The sequence below is a fragment of the Sphingobacterium sp. DR205 genome, from assembly GCF_011064245.1.
Classification (GTDB): domain Bacteria; phylum Bacteroidota; class Bacteroidia; order Sphingobacteriales; family Sphingobacteriaceae; genus Sphingobacterium; species Sphingobacterium athyrii.
On sequence record NZ_CP049333.1, the window covers coordinates 1,519,380 to 1,537,973 of the forward strand.

Sequence of the window (18,594 nt, forward strand, 5' to 3'; positions counted from 1 at the left end):
ATATAAAAAGATATGGCAGCTGATACAATGGTATTGACCCGCAAAATACAGGTTTTTGTTGATTGTGATGATAAAGAAAAACGATCGGGGTATTTTAAACAGCTCTTTGAATGGCAGGATCTTGTCTTCCGTGGTGCGAATATGGTCATCACCCACCAATATGTACAGGAGAACTTGAAAGATCTGATTTACCTACAAGAAGATGTTAAAATCAAACTGGCCGATCAGGCGAAAGATCCAGAAGGTGTATTGAATACTTCACGGATGAATACAACTTATCGCCTGCTTTCCAGCTATTTCAAAGGGCGTATCCCGACGGATATCTTGTCCCAAATAAACACGGCCTTAATCAAATATTTTCAGGCGGATCGCCTCTCATACTGGAAAGGTGAAAAATCGCTCCGCAATTATAAAAAGGATATGCCTATTCCCTTTTCTGGTAGACAAATTAACTTGAGTAAAGATGAGAATAATAGAGATTTTAAATTCACACTATTCAAAATACCGTTTCGGACATACCTCGGTAAAGACCGATCGGATAAAAAGGTGTTGCTCCAACGTGCACTGGTTGGACAGATCAAAATCTGTAGCAGCGCAATCAAAATTGTCAAAGGCAAGATTTTTCTCCTTCTTGCACTCGAGCTTCCAAAAAAAATCCAAGAACTAAAGGATAACGTTATCGCCGAAGCATCACTTTCCATCGAACATCCCATAGCGGTAACTATCGGTAAGGAGTCCTTTCAGATCGGCAATAAAGAGGAATTTACTTACCGCCGTATGGCTATCCAAGCAGCGCGACATCGCTTACAAAAGGCTGCCGCATTTGATAAAGGTGGTCGTGGGCGTAAGCGGAAAATGAAAAGCTTGGAACACTACAATGAAAAGGAGAAAAATTACGTAGATACCAAACTCCACCTGTATAGCCGTAGATTAATTGAGCTTTGTGTGAAAGCACAAGCGGGTACCCTCTTGCTGGTCAACCAATCCAATAAGGAGGAAATGGCCAAAGGTGATGAATTCTTGTTGCGAAACTGGAGCTACTACGGCCTTATCGAAAAGATTAAATACAAAGCGAAGATGGTCGGCATTAACATTATTATCGAATAAATTACTCTAATTTTTTTCCTCTATAATATTCATTCCAGCTATCCTTCGCATAACCTTTGCCCAAATATTCAAATGTAAAAGCAGTTGCATCTTTTATCTCCCGACCAAAATAATAGACTTTCCAGCTATCCTTGCTGTATCCGTCGCCAAGAAGAACAAAGCTTGGAGCGGATACATCTTTTATTTGATTACCTCTATAATAGACATTCCAGCTATCTTTAGCGTATCCTTCATCCAGTACTTTAAAGCTGGGCGCGGAGACGTCTTTAATTTTAACACCCCGATAATAGGCATTCCAACTATCCTTGGCATACCCCCAACCAAGTGATTGGAATGAATGTGGCGATACATCCTTGATCTTAATGCCACGATAATAGGCATTCCAGTTGTCTCTTGCATAAGCATTACCTAGGTCTTTGAAAGATCCTGCATCGACATCTTCGACCATCTTATCCCTGTAGAAAATCCGGTTGCCTATGCTGACATAATCATTTTCTCTGTCATGCCGAAAGGTCGTCTGAGACGTAGGTCTTTTATTGTCCCCAATGTGTTGAGCGATACTTTTCTCCATTATACATAGCAATGCAAAGGAAATAACAAGCATATTTTTTAAGTGGATAAAGACCATAATTTATTCTGTTTTGTATTATAATATTAATATTGAACCTCTACCTTATGACCGAAATAATTCACCGAAGGTTTAATCATTCTATCGCTTAATTTTTAATAATATTCATCCATTTCAAAGGAAGCGATTTTGGAATGTCCATATTTTTTTGTATATTGCTGGTTATGAGTTTTAAAGAAAAATTAGAGAACTGGCGCACGTCAATCAATCGCGCCGGTAGTGGTGAGGAATTGTATATTTTGCTTTTGAACTACAAAAAGTTTATCAATAAAAATTGGATGGACGATTTTGGCGATCCGGGTAACTGGAAATCAGAGCTAAATCAGGTCATCAGCAAAGTAAGAAAGAAAGTGGATGTAGCAGACATTCGAAATTGTGAGGATCTGTCGTCTTACCAAGACGATGCCCGACAGACTGCACATTCGCTCAATAATACCTTAAAATATCACCACTCATTGACAAAAGGGTAGGCTAGGCCCAATCATGGTCGGAAGAAATTCCGGCCATTTTTTATGTTTTAAAAAATAGCCCTGGATCTCCGCCGCATTGGACAACGATCATGGCAATAGCAAGGTCTCTTACTTCCAATGCAAATCTCCTTTTGGCGGTTTTATACCCTATGTTGTTTGCTTTTTTATAGATGAGTACCAACATGGCAACGATTAAGGTCATGTATAACATTACCTGTATACCGTTTTTGTTAAGTGATATCAGATTGCTTGCATTGAGTTCCTGTTTGATGAATCGAAAAAAGACCTCTATGTCCCAACGTCTTCTGTATGCCTGGGAAATCTCTGCTGCTGAGCTTTGGAAGTCATTGGTCAATAACCAATACTCCTTCTGATCTTCCCCCTTGCTCTTAACTATTACAAGCCTAAAAGGGGTATCTACCAATTCTTCGCTATAATATTTTTTACCGTTTTTATTGATGGGGATACCGGTATAGAGCTGGACCTTACGGTCGCTGACTAGGAGAGATTCACCCAGATCGAGTTTCATGCCCTCGGTAATAAATGAGTCCAGTTCGACCAGTTTCCTGTTTTCCTTTGCCCTGCAGAGAAAGGTGATCTTCTCCTTGCTGAAAGCAGCTATCGTTCTGGTTGATTGCAACCCTCTGTCCATCACATAGATATTTTGGTGGCCGGGGTCTTTTTTCACATGCTCCCTGACAACCTGCGGCAACGCATTATCTTCGTTTACATAGTCGGGACTAGTGAATACAGTTGAATGACAGGGTAAAACACCGTCAAAGGCAATACTATATTTTACCGCCTTTTTACCACTTTTGTTATCGATGCCTTCCATGAGCTTACCAAACACTTTCACTGACCATGGAGCTGTCTACCCTGATCAGGTTGTTCTTCTTTCTCTCTGTTGATGTATATGCCCTGGAAAACTGCTCATAGATACAATCATATATCTGCTTAAAATAGTCAGGATCAACTTTGGACAGTCGCTCAGAAATAGAACTCCTGCGTATAGTCTCACTTTCATCAAGATTGAAAAGCATCTTAAAGACAGAATCATTAAACGTATCTTCCAGTGTCCGCTGGCTCAGCCTGTCATTGTCCAGAATACCGTAGAGCAGTAAATAGAACAGCTTATTGCCCTGCAGAACTTTTGCGTAATGGTCGATTCGGGTATTAAGCGATAAATTTGACAAAAGCGCTTCGGGAATGAAACCAAGTAGTTGTTTTACGGTGACGTTGTGACTCTTAAATATTGCCATACCTTGTTGATTATCAACCTTTAAGATACAAATAATAAATAGGAAAAACAATATAAATTATTGATTATCAAATATTTAAACTGTGAAAATTAACACTTTTAAAACAAAAAAGTCGGAAGAAAAATCTTCCGACCATGACTAGGCTAGGCCTACCTTTTTTTTGCTCGCCTAACCTCCTTCGCTTAACTTATTCGCAATCGAATAGATTCTTGTTTTTTTAATATGTTTTAATGTGGCTATAATTCAGTGAGTTATTGCACCGCATTATTCAATTTATTTAAAAAATTATTTGGATGGAATAAATACATTTTATACATTTGACTAATAACTAGTATAGAGTAGTATAGAATAGTTGTTTTAAGGGAGCCACTATTCTGTTTTAAACCTTGTATAATAACCAATAATAACCATCTTATCTATGTTTGTGAATTCTATTAACTTTATTAAAAAAGCTGGGTTATTCCTACTTTTCATTGCTTTGGCAATGACTAAAGGATATGCTCAGGAACAGCTTCGGAAGCTTTCTGGAACTGTTGTTGATACTTTGGGAGCGGGAATTGCCGGTGTGAGCATTGTAGCCACGGAGGGGAGGGCAGGTGCGACAAAGACCGATGCACAGGGAAAGTTTCAACTGGATGTTTCAACTGGAAATGTGCTCAAATTTTCCATAGTGGGGTATCAGCAGCAATTCCTGACAGTGCAACCTAATCAGCTTACTGTTACAATACACATGAAGTCGACAAGCAACGAAATTGGCGAAGTTGTTGTCACGGCAATGGGGCAAAAGCAGCGACGGGAAGCAATTGTAGGTGCTGTTACTTCCGTTAGGCCGGGTGATCTGAAGGTGCCGGCTAGTAATCTGACCAATGCGTTGGCGGGAAAAGTTGCTGGCGTAATAGCCTTTCAGCCAAGTGGCCAACCGGGACAGGACAATTCAAATTTTTTTATCCGCGGTGTTACAACCTTTGGCTATAAAAAGGATCCCTTAATTTTGATTGATAACGTAGAGATGACCAGTTCAGATCTGGCGCGGTTGCAGGTTGATGATATCGAAAGTTTTTCGATTTTGAAAGATGCAAGTTCTACGGCTTTGTATGGTGCCCGGGGAGGTAATGGTGTTATTCTAGTAAAGACAAAAGAGGGCAAGAGCGGGAGAGCCAAAATAGATGTCAGGTTAGAACGTTCCGCTTCGGAATCTGTTAAAAATTTGCAGCTCGCCGATCCGATTACCTATATGAAGTTGTACAATGAAGCGACTTTAACGCGAAACCCGTCAGCGGTACCGCTTTATACGCCCAACAAAATTATGAATACACAGGCCTCCATGGAGGGAGCGCCAGGGAGTAATCCATTTGTCTATCCTGCGGTAAACTGGATGGATATGCTGTTTAAAAAACGCACAAGTACCGAGCGGGCAAATCTAAATGTTTCTGGTGGAGGTGGCGTCGCCCGTTATTATATCGCAGGTTCATATTCGAACGATGCCGGAATTTTGAAGACGGATATCAGAAATAACAACAATAACAACGTGAGCTTTAAAAACTATCAGCTCCGTTCCAATGTCAATATTGATCTGACAAAAAGCACGGAACTCGTTGTTCGTCTTTCTGGAAATTTCAATGAGTATAGAGGGCCGATGACCAATGATCCCTCTTTTGCTACCGATCTCTATAATATCGCGATGCATACTAGCCCGGTGGATTTTCCGGCCTTTTATGAACCCGATGCTGCCAATGCCGGCGTACAACATATCCTTTTTGGAAATAATACCGACGCAACTGTTTTGCCCGATGGGAGTACATTACCTTCATCATCGACGGATGTAAAGAACATTAATCCCTATGCTGCTTTACTAAGGGGCAACAGAAGATTTTCGGAATCAAGGATGCTGGCCCAATTGGAGCTGAACCAAAAATTGGATTTTATTACAAAAGGTCTGAATTTCAGAAGTATATTTAGCACGAATAGGTATGCGCGATTTGAGTCCGAACTGGCCTATGCACCTTATTTTTACAATGTAAAGTCTTACGATAAAGCCAGTAACCAATATACCTTGAACTGGATAAATAATAAACCGGACCAGGCGCGGGAATATTTGAATTACTATGCCGGAGCGAGCACACTCAATACATTTTTATATTTACAGGGTGTATTGGATTATGCCGCTGATCTGAATGAAAATCACAACATTAGTGCAGCGCTGATAGGAACACAACAACAGCAGTTAAATGCGAACGCGAAGACTTTGTTCACCTCGCTGCCCTATCGAAATTTAGGCTTATCCGGACGTGCGACCTATGCCTACAAAAGTAGGTATTTCCTGGAGTTCAACTTCGGTTATAACGGTTCTGAACGCTTTTCGGAAAATCATAGATATGGGTTCTTTCCGACAATGGGGGCATCATGGATTATATCTGATGAAAAGTTCTATGGCCATTTTTCCAATGTGATCAACCGAATGAAACTAAGAGGTAGCTACGGTTTGGTCGGAAATGATGCAATTAGTGACCGAAGGTTCTTCTATCTATCTGATGTAAACTTAAACGGTGGCAATCCAGCATACTTTGGAATAAATAATGGCTACTCGCATAATGGTGTAACAATCAATAACTATGAAAATAGAGATGTAACATGGGAAATTTCGAGACAGATCAATTTGGGATTGGAGCTCACCTTCCTGAAAAATATTAAGCTGATTACCGAGGTCTATAAAAACTATAAATCTGATATTCTCCAAGATCGTGCTAACATTCCGACAACAATGGGTTTAGAGGCCGGTATAAACGCAAATATTGGAAAGGTGGAGTCTCAGGGAATTGAATTCTCTTTGGACGGAAAACACAACTTTAGCAATGACCTGTGGATCTCCTCCATTGCAAATTTTACATTCGCCAAAAACAAATATACCCAGTATGAAGAACCTGATTACAATGAAAAATACAGACTGCATACCGGCGTGGCAATAAATAGAAATTATGGTTATATCGCCGAGCGCTTATTTGTCGATGATACAGAAGCACAGAATTCACCGACTCAAATTTTCAGTAGCAATGGAATTGCACCGAGAGGTGGTGATATTAAATATCGTGACTTAAATGGGGATGGCGTTGTTGATGGTAAGGATCAAACCTGGTTCGGTAACCCTACCGTACCGGAGATCGTGTATGGTTTCGGTTTATCCTCAGGATATAAGAATTTTGATCTTAGCGTATTTTTTCAGGGACAGGCACGGGTGTCTTTCGTTATCGATCCAGCACGCACAAGCCCATTTATCAAAAGTCCTGACTCCTGGTTACCGGGAAATACGCAGGTGATCCAACAGTATGCAGATGACCATTGGTCTGAAGATAACCAAAATCTATATGCCTTATACCCAAGATTGGGTACAAATGGTGCGGAGATAGAAAATAACCGCCAAAACAGCACATGGTGGCTGCGTGATGGTAGTTTTATCCGGATGAAATCCTTAGAGTTTGGCTATAGATTCCCGACAAAATTACTTAACAGAATTAAAGTCAGGAATTTGCGTGTCTATTTTAGCGGACTGAATCTATTGACCTGGAGTCCCTTCAAAATGTGGGATCCCGAGCTGGGAGGAAATGGATTTGCCTATCCGCTACAGAAAGTATATAACCTCGGAATCAATCTGGGTATATAAATCTTTTATTATAATGAATTAACACATGAAGACATCATATTCAAAATTTTTATACATGGCTGTCCTGATTATTTCGACAGTGTCATGTAAGAAGTACCTGAATGTCACACCGGACAATGTCGGTACAATAGATTATGCTTTTAGAAATCGTAACGAGGCTGAAAATTATCTGTTCACCTGCTACTCAACGCTACAACAGATGAATACGCCTTGGCTGGACGCTGGTTTTTCTACTTCCGGGGAGATAATCTATCCTGCACCCAATGAAATAAATGACAATCAAGGACTTAACCCCGTAGGGTTTAATATCATGAGAGGTACGCAGAATGCAGGAAAACCGGGGCTGAATTACTGGGATGGCACCGAGGGAGGGCAAGCTATTTTTAAAGCAATAAGACGTTGCAACACGATGCTTGAGAACATTGATAAGCCCATAGACCTCGGCGAATCGGAAAAGAAAAGATGGATTGCGGAAACGAAGTTTCTGAAAGCTTATTATCATTTCTACCTGTTTAGAATGTATGGACCTATTCCTATTATTGATGTCAACCTTCCAATAAATAGTTCGATCGAAGACGTTAAAGTGAAACGGGCGCCAGTAGATTCGGTCGTGAACTACATGGTGCGTTTAATTGATGAAGCTATTCCAAATCTGCCTATTCAGATCCAGAATCCACAACTGGAATTGGGGCGGATCACAGGACTTATAGCACTTTCCGTCAAAGCACAGATATTAACAACTGCTGCTAGTCCATTATTTAATGGAAATCCTGATTACATTGGCTTTAGCAATAAAGACGGACAACCTCTGTTTAATCAGGCAAAAGATAATACCAAATGGGACCGTGCGGCCCAAGCTTGTTCCGAAGCGCTCAATGCTTGCCTTGCCAATGGTCTGCGTTTGCACACGTTCACACCAACAGCAGCGATGCCCGCAAATCTTCCAAAAGAATTAAAGGATGTTTTGACCATGCAAACGGCCATTACTGAAAAATGGGAATTGAACACTGAATTAATATGGGGGTTGAATCCTGTCTTTGGGTTTGGCCTACAAGAACGTTTTATTCCACGTCTATCTGCCGCTTCAGCAACCAATTTAAGTAGTGCCCAAGGCACGCTTTCTGTTCCGATTGCTCAGCAGGAGCTATTTTATACTGCGAATGGACTCCCAATTGAGGAAGACAAAACTTGGGATTATAGGAATAGGTATGCCCTGAAAACTGCAACAGCTACCGATCAATATCATGTACACAATGGTTATGAAACTGTCGCAGCCCATTTTAAGCGTGAGCCTCGGTTCTATGCTGCGATAGCTTTTGATGGCGGTGTATGGTATGGAAACGGTGAATTAAATAATCCTACAAATGCATTTTATGTGCAGGCGAAAGGAACGACAAGTTATGCCGGACCTAAAGATCAATCACATACCAATATCACTGGGTATTGGGTCAAAAAGTTGGTGAATTATCTGACGGTGTATGGTACCCAGATGACTTATGAAAATTTTCATTTTCCGTTGATGCGGCTTTCCGATCTCTATTTGATGTATGCAGAGGTTTTAAATGAACAAGGTAAAAACTATAGTGAAGTATTGCCTTACATTGATATTGTCAGGGCCAGAGCCAATATACCCGCTATCGAGGACGCGTATACACCCGCCTTGTCTACTAACCCATCAAAATATACGACACAATCTGGCCTACGTCAGATCATTCATCAGGAACGAAGAATTGAACTTGCCTTTGAATGTGTGCCGGGATGGGATTTGCGTCGCTGGAAAGAATTGCAGGGTGTTATGAGTAAGCCTATACAAGGCTGGAATATATACAATGAGCAATCCGTCAATTATTATCGCCCATTGACCTTATTCGTTCCGGTATTTAGTGCGAAGAACTATTTGTGGCCAATTAATTCGGATAATTTTCCTGTAAATAATAATCTGGTTCAGAATCCTTTGTGGTAATAGTAAACTTAGTTATGATAAATATAAAAAAATATACTCTTCCTTTATTTCTCCTTATAATGGTATCTATTATAAGCAGCTGTAAGAAAAACAACGGCTTTAACGCTGTTATTTCGGAAGATACAAGCAAGCCTTTACCTGTTAGTAACGTTAAGGTTGATAACTTTACAGGCGGAGCCAATATTACCTATAACCTCCCCAATTCGCCAAACATATTATATGTGTTAGCCAAATACCGGGTGAACGACAACCTAGTACGGGAAACTAAATCTTCTTATTATAAAGACACGGTAGTTGTGGAGGGATTTGCGAAAGAACAACCTTATGAGGTTACGTTATACACCGTAACTAGAGCTAATATTATGTCAGATCCTGTTACTGTCACCGTAAACCCCAAGATACCCGCTTATCTCGAAACTCGTCCATCACTTGTGCTGTCACCAGATTTTTCCGGAGTTAATATTACAGGCAATAACCCTTCGGGCAAGCAGATCAGTATCGTTTTGTTAAGTTTCAATAAGAATACTGGCCTAATGGAAATCGAAGACCAGTTTGTTACTAAAAACACTAAAATAGATCATTCGGTATTTGGATTTAATGCCGTTGAACGCAGATTTGCAGTGTATGTTGCTGACCGTTGGGGAAACCTTTCAGATACATTACAGACTTCCCTGACCCCATTGTTTGAGGAGGCAATGGATAAAAATAAATTCAGCACACTGAATTTGAGCACAGATACGCCAATAGATTTTAATTGGCAGGTGCAGAATCTGTGGGATGGCCGGGCAGATGGTAGCGGGTGGCACACAAAGTTCGGTGAGCCTCTTCCTTATTCCTGCAGTTTTGGCATCGGAAAAACATACAAACTGAGTCGCTTTGTGTTGTTTGAAAGAACAGGATCGCAGTATACGTATAAGTATGCCAATCCTAAAGAGTTTTCTTTGTGGGGGACTAACGCGGCGATACCGGATAACGTGAAGTTACCTGTACGTGCAGATGAAGGTACGGTCATTGGCAATTGGGTAAATTTAGGAAATTTCGTTTTTCCTGATCCACCATCCGGAAATGCACCGGCCAATTCTACTGCGGCAGATGAAGATTTTGTCAAGCAAGGAGTAAGTTTTAGAGTACCATTTGGCGCTCCTCCAGTTAAATATCTACGAATAGCCGTGTCAACGGTCTGGGGAAGGGAGGCCGGTGCGCATTTGATGGAGGTAACACCTTATGGAACACCTGAATAGTGAAATTTATCAAGGAAACAAACAATGAAAAATAATTTAACTACTTTAATCTGTTGCTTACTTGCATTGCTCGCAAGTTGTAGCAAACAACAGACAGATTTCAGGGACTTATTGGGGGGACATGAAATTGTTTATACCGGTCTGGTTGGTCAGGTGATTGAAAAACCCGGAAATCTGCGGACAATATTGACCTGGAAAAAAAGTTCTGATCCAAGCATTGTCAAATATGTGATTTTTTATAATCAAAAAGATTCCGTAGTTGTTGACGTAACCGATAAAAAAGACAGTGTCTCGGCGACGATTACAAATTTGGAAGAAGCGGTATATACATTTACAATCTATTCGTATGATGCGAAAGGAAATAAATCGGTTCCGAAACTGTTAAATGCCAAAATATATGGTCCCATTTATCAGGCGAGCCTTTTGAATCGACCTTACAATGGTGATGTTCCTTATGTGGCTTTTGATAATGGAAAGGTAGAACTTAATTTTAATAAGCCGGATACAGTGAATGTGACGACAACAGTTAAATATACCACTACTGCGAATACGATCAAAGAAGCCGATCTTGCTCCAACAGATAGTATTTTGTATTTAAATGATTATAAGCCGGGAACGGAGATTACGTATAGATCCTTTTATAAACCTACAAGGAATGCAATAGATGTTTTTAGTACCACATCCGATGCGGTTTTTCCCCAGATTTATTTTAATATTTTATGTGATAAATCATTGTTCAGGGAGCTTTCGCTACCCAATGATGTCGGCACATTAGCAGAAAGTCCCCTTCGTAATCTGTGGGACGGTAGCGTAGGCCCGCAAGGATATCCGAATATATATCATAGTCAAGGCAATGTCCCTTTACCACATACCATTAGTTTCGATATGGGTAAGATATACAATAATCTAAGTATTTTAGAGGAAACAGGGCGAAATTGCTGCCATAATCCGGATCAATTTGAGGTCTGGGGAATAGCAGATATTAGTAATGCAGCTACTACTTTGCCCGCCAACGATGCAGGTTGGAAGGATGAAGCGATACGGAAAGGATGGACGCTGTTATTGGATGCCGTCAGAACCGATGATGGAAGCGCTGCCAAAAAGTTTGAACTGATCAAAAATCCGCCACCAGTTAGGTATATTAGAATTCGGGTCAAACATAATGCAAACGGTGATACAAATCAGAGTAATATGAGTGAACTCAGTTTTTGGAATGGACAGTAATAGTATAAAAAAGTGGTGATATGCTAGGTATTTCCATATGGAAAAACGGAATCAAAACGAATCAATCAAATTAAACCGATGAAATATTTTTTTGGAATATTACTCTTATTGGCGGCTTCGATGACTTTGTCGGGACAGACGCTTCAAATCAAGAAGAATAGAATTACATTTAATTATAATAAAGCGAAAGGTACCTATAGTATTGGATCGGAAAGGCAGCTTTTTATTAATCAGGCGGTGTCCTACCTGCGACTTGCTAATGGACAAAAAATTAGTACAGATAAACTGACAGGAACCCGCAGCGTGACCGAAAAGCCCGTTCAGGATAATTTGGGCAAGGGTATACAGTATACCATTTCAGTTAAAGCCCAACAGGGTATCACATTACTGCAGCATTTTTATTTCTACGACACGATAGATGGTGTCATCCTTGAAATGGAAGTTAGGGGTAAAAATATAGCCAGTAATGAACTTGTGCCTATCTGGTCAAATGCCTCAATTACCGGCCTGGGAAAATCCTTGTATCAGCTGGCTGTTCCTTTTGATAACGATACCTTTATTTCCTATGAAAACAATGTCCTTGCGATGAATAATAAGAGCAGCAGCGCCGAGGTCGGTGTTGTATACGATAAGTACAGCGGAAAAGGTCTGTTGATAGGTTCATTGGATCAATCTGTTTGGAAATCGGGTATTGCGATCAAAGGAGATCAGGGGCAATATACCCACTTAGCAGCACAGGCCGGATTTACAGATGTAAATATCACACGGGATTCCATGGCGCATGGAGCTGTAAAGGGGGATGTGATTCGCTCCCCAAAATACCTCGTATCTTATGACAAGGATTGGCGCATTGGGCTTGAAAACTATGCTAAAATCCACCGGAAGCTATCGCCGGCCTATGTGAAATCTTGGCAAGGCGCCACACCTGTAGGCTGGAACAGCTGGGGGGTGATACAGGAAAAACTTAATTTTCAGAATGCCACAGGTACAGCAGACTATTTTGCAAAAGATATTCCTTATTTCCGGAACGCAGATGGCGAGGCTTTTATAGATCTTGACTCTTTCTGGGATAATATGACACCCGGAGGAATGTCGGGTGACTACACACAATTGAAGCAATTTGTTCTTTATTGTGATTCTCTGGGACTCAAGCCCGGGGTGTATTGGGCGCCTTTTACAGACTGGGGGCATGGAAGTGGCCCAGACCGCAAAGCGGAGGGGAGCCAGTTTACCTTTGGCCAGCTTTGGACCAAAACCCAAAAAGGCTACCACAATTTAGATGGTGGTCGGGCTCTTGATCCGACACATCCCGGTACCTTGGCCCGTATGGATGTGATCCTGGGGAAATTGGTCGACTGTGGCTTTCGGATGATCAAGGTTGACTTCCTTTCGCATGCGGCAATCGAATCCACCGGTTTTTACGACAAGAAAATTCAGACGGGTATGCAGGCTTATGCTGTGGGGATGAAACATCTCGTCGACGTGCTGCAGGGTAAGATGTTGATCTACGCTGCGATTTCTCCTTCTTTGGCGACAGCCCAATTTGCACACATGCGCAGAATAGCCTGCGACGCCTGGAAGACGATCGACCAAACACAGTATACCTTAAATAGTGTCAGCTACGGTTGGTGGCAGACCTACCTCTACGACTTTATCGATGCCGACCACCTTGTTTTTCATGATGAAAGCCCTGAAGTCAATAAAGCAAGATTGCTTTCGGGTGTGGTAACGGGTACCATTATTCTTGGCGATGACTTGTCGAAAAAAGAAAACTGGCAGCCTAAGATGAATCAATATCTGCAGGATCCTGAAATTTTAAAGATCATAGCCGACGGTAAAAGCTTCCGTCCGGCAGGATTTGTAGAAGGAAAAGCGGCAAATACGTATTATTACAAAAAGATTGGAACAGCGCTGTATGTGGCCGTATTTAATTACAATACAGCTCCGGCAGCAATAAACATTGATTTTAAACAGATTGGCCTGGCGCCAAATACAACATATAAGGCAGTGGAACTGTTTGAAAAAGCAGCGCAGGAATTTAGTGCTGAGAAATCCATTGCCTTTGAGCAAGCGGGCGCAAAATTATTTAAGGTCGCCCTGTTTTAATGATAACATATGAAGAAAAGCAAAGAAGAACATTTTAAAGTACTGATCGATCGGATCAAACGCCTGGAAGCATTGAATACACTTTCCAAACATGAATGTATTGTTCAGGGCGTGTTGGATGCCATTGATGCCAATGAACTGGAGGTGCACGCCAGTTTACCTTCTGTCAATAACTTGATCCAATACCTGGGCTATGCGCGCGAAACCTTTGCCAAGGCTTACCGAGATCTGATCGCCCATGGAGTCGTGGAATCGAAAAACAGAAAAGGATATTTTGTGGTGAGCAACAATACGCAGATGAAACAGAAAGTTGCGGTCCTGCTGTATGCATACGATACCTTTCAGGATACCTTGGTGAATGAACTGCGAACCAATCTTCCGGAGGAAGTAACGGTGGATCTCTTTTTCCATCACAACAATATGGAAACCTTTGAAGATATTTTCAATCGTATCCAAGGGCGATATACTGTGTATATTGTCGCTCCGATTGAAAATAAAGATTCCGAATTGCTACTTCGTTCCATTCCAGCTTCCAAATTATTGATTATTGATCGCCTGGTGGATCTTGGCGAAGATTATTCCTATGTATCCCAGGAATTTGAAGAAGCCACCTATGCGGTGTTTCAGGAACTTTATCCAAAGATCAAAAAGTATAAAGAAGTGATCTTCTATTTTAGGGAAAATACGGCTGAACCCAATGAAATCAAAGATGCTTTCTTACGCTTTTTGAAGGAGTATAAAGTAAAAGGACGTATCGAAAAGCAATACCATGTGGGTGACCTAAAAAAGGGAAAACTGTATTTTACCATTCATAATCCGGAGCTCTATCAGATGCTGAAAGAGGTTTTGCAAAAAGGCTGGACCCTGGGAGAGGATCTGGGAATCCTCTCGCATAATGATGATGTTATCAAAGAGATTATCAGCGGTGGTATTACCACCTTTTCGACAAGTTTTGCACGGATTGGATCGCAAGCAGCCAAGTTTGTGCTCGAAAGAACATTGATCAAGGAAGTGGTGCCAACGACATTGGCAGACCGCAATTCGGTATAAAATAGGGAAGTTTTTAAGATGATAGTTTTTAGTTTTTGTCTTTTTACCGGTTTGGTTGCTTTGGGATCCTTATGGAAGTTTAAAACCAACTATTCCAATACCTTAAACGGCTTTTTTCTTGCCGGAAAGAGCAATAGCTTCTGGATGGTGGGGTCGGCTTTGCTGTTGACCAACCTCAGCGCCAACCAGTTTATTGGTGAAAATGAATCGGTCTATATCAACAACCTGTCGGTGATCGGCTGGGGCGTAAGTTCTGTCGTCGCCATGCTGCTGGTTTCGGAGTTTTTGCTGCCTATCTATTTTAAACATGGCTTTCGGACGGTACCGGACTTTCTTGCGCTGCGGTTTGACCCCAAAACGAAAATGTTGGTATCTATCCTGATCCTGATCGGATACATCGTTAATTTATTGCCACCGGTATTATACGGTGGCGCACTAAGCCTGGCCACGATGTTTGATGTGCCCGGGCTATTGCACATCAGTTATTGGCAGAGTATCTGGATACTGGTCTGGGCCCTGGGGATCATCGGAAGCTTGTACAGTATTTTAGGAGGATTGAAGTTGATCTCGCTGTCTGATATGGGCCTCGGCCTTTGCCTGTTTTTGCTTGCGCTGCTGATTCCAATTTTTGCCTTTTGGCAGCTGGGCAATGGCGATATCTGGGCGGGTGTCCTCCAGTTATTTCACGACAAGAAAGAACATCTCAATGCCGTGGGATCCAAACAGGATGCGGTACCTTTCTCTACCCTGTTTACCGGGATGCTCCTGATCAATTTTTACTATTGGGGGATGGAACCCTATATCGCACAACAAGCATTAAGTGCCAAAAATTTAAGGGAAGCACAGAAAGGAATGACTTTGGCCGCCGGAGGGAAGCTGTTGATGCCGCTGTTGATTAATTTACCCGGTCTTCTGGCGGTACACTTATTGCCGCATGTGCAGCCTACAGCTTCTGTTTTCCCGAAACTTATTGTACTGATCTTTCCTGATGTGCTGATTGGCTTTTCGTTGGCGCTGGTCTTTGGTGCCGCAATGACCACCTATACTGCTGGACTACAGAGCTGCGGGAGTTTATTTATTTTTAATATCTACAAGCCTTATTTGGAATATAAAAAAAGAGATCTTAGTGAAAAAGAATTGGTCAGAAAAGGGAAACTGTTTGAATTGATTATTTCCACCTCGGCGATGTTTATTGCGCCTTTTATTCTTTTTGCCCACGATGGGTTTTATACATACCTACAAACCGTATCGGGGCTATTCAATATGCCGATCTTCACCATTATGATCTTGGGGATTCTATCGCGTCGTGTGACGCCAAGGATGGCGCAAATCGGCCTGTTCCTGTACATGTTCAGCTATTTCATTCTAGTGTTTGTCTGGAAGACAGAGCTGCACTATCTGCACTTGTTCGCACTGTTGTTTATCGCGGTGGCGCTGGTCATCTGGGGGGGAAGTAAATTGAGCCAGCCAAACTATCTATCGGTTTATCAATTTGAGTTTTCTGGCCAGGACAAAGGCACCTATTGGAAGGGAAGGTACAGGATCGGCGCCTTTCTCATCCTGTTGATGATTGTCATCTATTTTGTTTTTTCACCATTGGGCATCGCTCAATAAATTGTATCAGTCGCTATGTTAATGCACAGAAAAATTAAATATCTCATCTTTATATGTTTAACCCTTTGCTCGGCCACATCGTATGCACAACGCTATTACCTCTGGGATAATAAGCCCGCAACAGATTGGATGACCGAAGCATATCCCATCGGAAATGGACGAATCGGTGCCATGATCTTTGCCGGAGTAAATCAGGAACATATTCAATTTAATGAAAATAGCCTATGGACAGGTGATGAACAGGAAACAGGTGCCTATCAGGCTTTCGGTGATCTTTTTGTTCGCTTTGACGCCGACGTTAATAAATCCTTTACCGCATATAGTCGGAAATTGAATTTGGATAAGGGCCTGCATGAAATAACCTATCAGCAGGATGGACAGCAGATCAACCGTCGGTATTTTGCCAGTCATCCCGATCAGGTCATGGTATTTGACTATGCAAACAGTAAAAAAGGGAAACTCAATGCCCAGATTGCACTCCAGGATGCACATGGGCAGGCGGTGCAGGTAGAAGATGGTCATCTGTGGTTTCAGGGAACGCTCGACAATGGCATGCGGTATGCCGCGCAGGTGCGCGTGCAGGTCATAGGTGGTTCACTTTCCAAAACAACAGATGAAAAAGGACAGGCTGTCCTTGCCGTAAAATCTGCCGATCGAATTGTTCTGCTGCTGAGTGCCGCAACAGATTATGCCAATACACGGGCTACCAAATGGAAGTCGGCCGAGGAACCGATGAAGGTCAATGAACGGTATCTGCGCCAAGCGGAAAAATATGGCGTAAATAAGCTACTGGCACGGCACGTTGCGGATTATACAGCGTTGTTCAGTCGGGTGGAGCTTGATCTTGGTCATAGCCAGCTGGATAGCAAGCAAACAACAAAAGCGTTGTTGGAAGCCTATAAAAAACAGCCGATCCCGGCTCTGGAAGCATTACTTTATCAATATGGACGCTATCTTCTGATCAGTTCCTCACGAAAAGGTGGCTTGCCCGCAAACCTACAGGGGTTATGGAATAACAGTAACAATCCACCATGGCGATCAGATTACCATTCCAATATCAATATACAGATGAACTATTGGCCAGTAGAAGTTGCCAATTTAAGTGAATCGGCCTGGCCTTACCTTGATTACATCAATAGCATGCGTGAGGTGAAAAAAATAAATACACAAAAGGAATTTCCGGGCGTCAGGGGCTGGACCGTAAAGACCGAAAATAATATCTTCGGCGGCGAGAGCTTTCTCTGGAACACCCCCGGAAGTGCCTGGTATGCCCAGGCTCTCTGGGAGCATTATGCCTTTAACAAGGACGAGAAATATCTACGCGAGTTTGCCTATCCGATTTTAAAAGAAATAAGTGAGTTTTGGGATGATCGTCTGGTTCGAAGACCGGACGGAACTGTGGTGGCGCCGCAGGGCTGGTCGCCGGAACATGGACCCACAGAGGATGCCGTGAGCTATGACCATCAGATTATTTACGATCTCTTTAACAACTACATCCAGGCGAGCACAGTTTTAAATATGGACGCTGATTACCGTAAACATATCACGGCACTTCGCGATGCGCTGCTCAAACCCAAAATCGGTCAATGGGGACAGTTGCAGGAGTGGGAAACGGATCGTGATGATCCACAGGACAAGCATCGCCATGTCTCGCATCTGTTTGGTCTGTATCCTGGCAACCAATTCTCTGTTTTGAAAACACCAGAACTGGCCAAAGCTGCACGAGTTACGCTGACCGCGCGTGGCGACGAATCTACAGGTTGGTCCATGGCCTGGAAGGTGGCTTTTTGGGCCCGCTTGCAGGATGGAAATCACGCCTATAAAATCCTGACTAATTTCATTAACCTCGTCGGCGGCGACGGTATTGATTACAATAATGGCGGTGGTGTTTACGCCAACTTGCTCTGCGTGCATCCACCTTTCCAGATTGATGGCAACCTGGGTTATGTGGCTGCCCTGAGTGAAATGTTGCTGCAGTCGCAGACGGATGTGCTGGAATTACTTCCTGCCCTGCCTGATCGCTGGTCGGCCGGAACAGTCAAGGGGCTCAAAGCCCGGGGCAATGTATGCATTGAAAAAATGGAATGGAATAACAGTAGCATTAGGCAGCTTATTCTTTCATCGCCGCAGGATCAAACGATTCAGGTATTAAGCCCTTCCCAATTGGCCGGTCTAAACCCAGAGCAGGAAATCAAGGGTAAATACCTTTACAAGATTCAATTGAAAGCAAACAAAATAGTCAAGTTCGTTAACAAATCCTAAATCTATTGATAT

Annotated in this window: 13 protein-coding genes; 10 read left to right on the forward strand and 3 right to left on the reverse strand. The window is 42.2% G+C overall.

Annotated elements, in window-relative coordinates:
- Window positions 1-12 precede the first annotated feature (12 nt).
- Window positions 13-1,107 carry a hypothetical protein gene (locus tag G6053_RS06410; RefSeq protein ID WP_165305848.1) on the forward strand — a complete coding sequence of 365 codons (1,095 nt, stop codon included), beginning with the start codon at window positions 13-15 and terminating at the stop codon, window positions 1,105-1,107.
- A gap of 1 nt (window position 1,108) precedes the next feature.
- Here the strand turns inward: G6053_RS06410 and G6053_RS06415 are convergent, their stop codons facing one another.
- Window positions 1,109-1,678, reverse strand: coding sequence for a DKNYY domain-containing protein (locus tag G6053_RS06415; RefSeq protein ID WP_165305849.1), 570 nt, complete (start codon window positions 1,676-1,678; stop codon window positions 1,109-1,111).
- A gap of 221 nt (window positions 1,679-1,899) precedes the next feature.
- Here G6053_RS06415 and G6053_RS06420 point away from each other — a divergent pair, with 221 nt between their 5' ends.
- Window positions 1,900-2,205: a hypothetical protein gene (locus G6053_RS06420; RefSeq protein ID WP_108632869.1), complete on the forward strand. Its 306-nt coding sequence runs from the start codon at window positions 1,900-1,902 to the stop codon at window positions 2,203-2,205.
- Between the two features lie 40 nt (window positions 2,206-2,245).
- Here the strand turns inward: G6053_RS06420 and G6053_RS06425 are convergent, their stop codons facing one another.
- Together G6053_RS06425 and G6053_RS30745 are read right to left on the reverse strand one after the other, a co-directional pair.
- A complete protein-coding gene (locus G6053_RS06425; protein ID WP_241254939.1) occupies window positions 2,246-3,040 on the reverse strand; it encodes a transposase in 795 nt (264 codons plus the stop codon).
- A 4-nt stretch (window positions 3,041-3,044) separates the two neighbouring features.
- The gene (locus tag G6053_RS30745) at window positions 3,045-3,464 is read right to left on the reverse strand and encodes a hypothetical protein (RefSeq protein WP_241254940.1); all 420 of its coding nucleotides are present in this window, start codon (window positions 3,462-3,464) and stop codon (window positions 3,045-3,047) included.
- 484 nt (window positions 3,465-3,948) lie between these two features.
- On the opposite strand from G6053_RS30745, the gene G6053_RS06430 reads away from it, so the two are divergent.
- The 8 genes from G6053_RS06430 to G6053_RS06465 all read left to right on the forward strand — a co-directional run bounded on the left by G6053_RS06430 (window position 3,949) and on the right by G6053_RS06465 (window position 18,582).
- Window positions 3,949-7,122, forward strand: coding sequence for a TonB-dependent receptor (locus tag G6053_RS06430; protein WP_165305850.1), 3,174 nt, complete (start codon window positions 3,949-3,951; stop codon window positions 7,120-7,122).
- Between the two features lie 25 nt (window positions 7,123-7,147).
- Complete coding sequence (locus G6053_RS06435; protein WP_165305851.1) at window positions 7,148-9,085, forward strand: RagB/SusD family nutrient uptake outer membrane protein; 1,938 nt, start codon at window positions 7,148-7,150, stop codon at window positions 9,083-9,085.
- Between the two features lie 59 nt (window positions 9,086-9,144).
- Window positions 9,145-10,326 (forward strand): DUF4959 domain-containing protein, encoded by a 1,182-nt coding sequence (locus tag G6053_RS06440; protein WP_241254941.1) that lies wholly within the window; start codon window positions 9,145-9,147, stop codon window positions 10,324-10,326.
- Between the two features lie 24 nt (window positions 10,327-10,350).
- Window positions 10,351-11,550, forward strand: a complete 1,200-nt coding sequence (locus G6053_RS06445) for a DUF4998 domain-containing protein (protein WP_165305853.1) — start codon at window positions 10,351-10,353, stop codon at window positions 11,548-11,550.
- A 78-nt stretch (window positions 11,551-11,628) separates the two neighbouring features.
- The gene (locus G6053_RS06450) at window positions 11,629-13,656 is read left to right on the forward strand and encodes an alpha-galactosidase (protein WP_165305854.1); all 2,028 of its coding nucleotides are present in this window, start codon (window positions 11,629-11,631) and stop codon (window positions 13,654-13,656) included.
- Between the two features lie 9 nt (window positions 13,657-13,665).
- Window positions 13,666-14,706 carry a GntR family transcriptional regulator gene (locus tag G6053_RS06455; protein ID WP_165305855.1) on the forward strand — a complete coding sequence of 347 codons (1,041 nt, stop codon included), beginning with the start codon at window positions 13,666-13,668 and terminating at the stop codon, window positions 14,704-14,706.
- Window positions 14,707-14,724: 18 nt separating this feature from the next.
- On the forward strand, window positions 14,725-16,320 hold the full coding sequence (locus tag G6053_RS06460; protein ID WP_165305856.1) for a solute:sodium symporter family transporter: 1,596 nt from the start codon (window positions 14,725-14,727) through the stop codon (window positions 16,318-16,320).
- A gap of 21 nt (window positions 16,321-16,341) precedes the next feature.
- Window positions 16,342-18,582, forward strand: a complete 2,241-nt coding sequence (locus G6053_RS06465) for a glycoside hydrolase family 95 protein (protein ID WP_165305857.1) — start codon at window positions 16,342-16,344, stop codon at window positions 18,580-18,582.
- Window positions 18,583-18,594 lie beyond the last annotated feature (12 nt).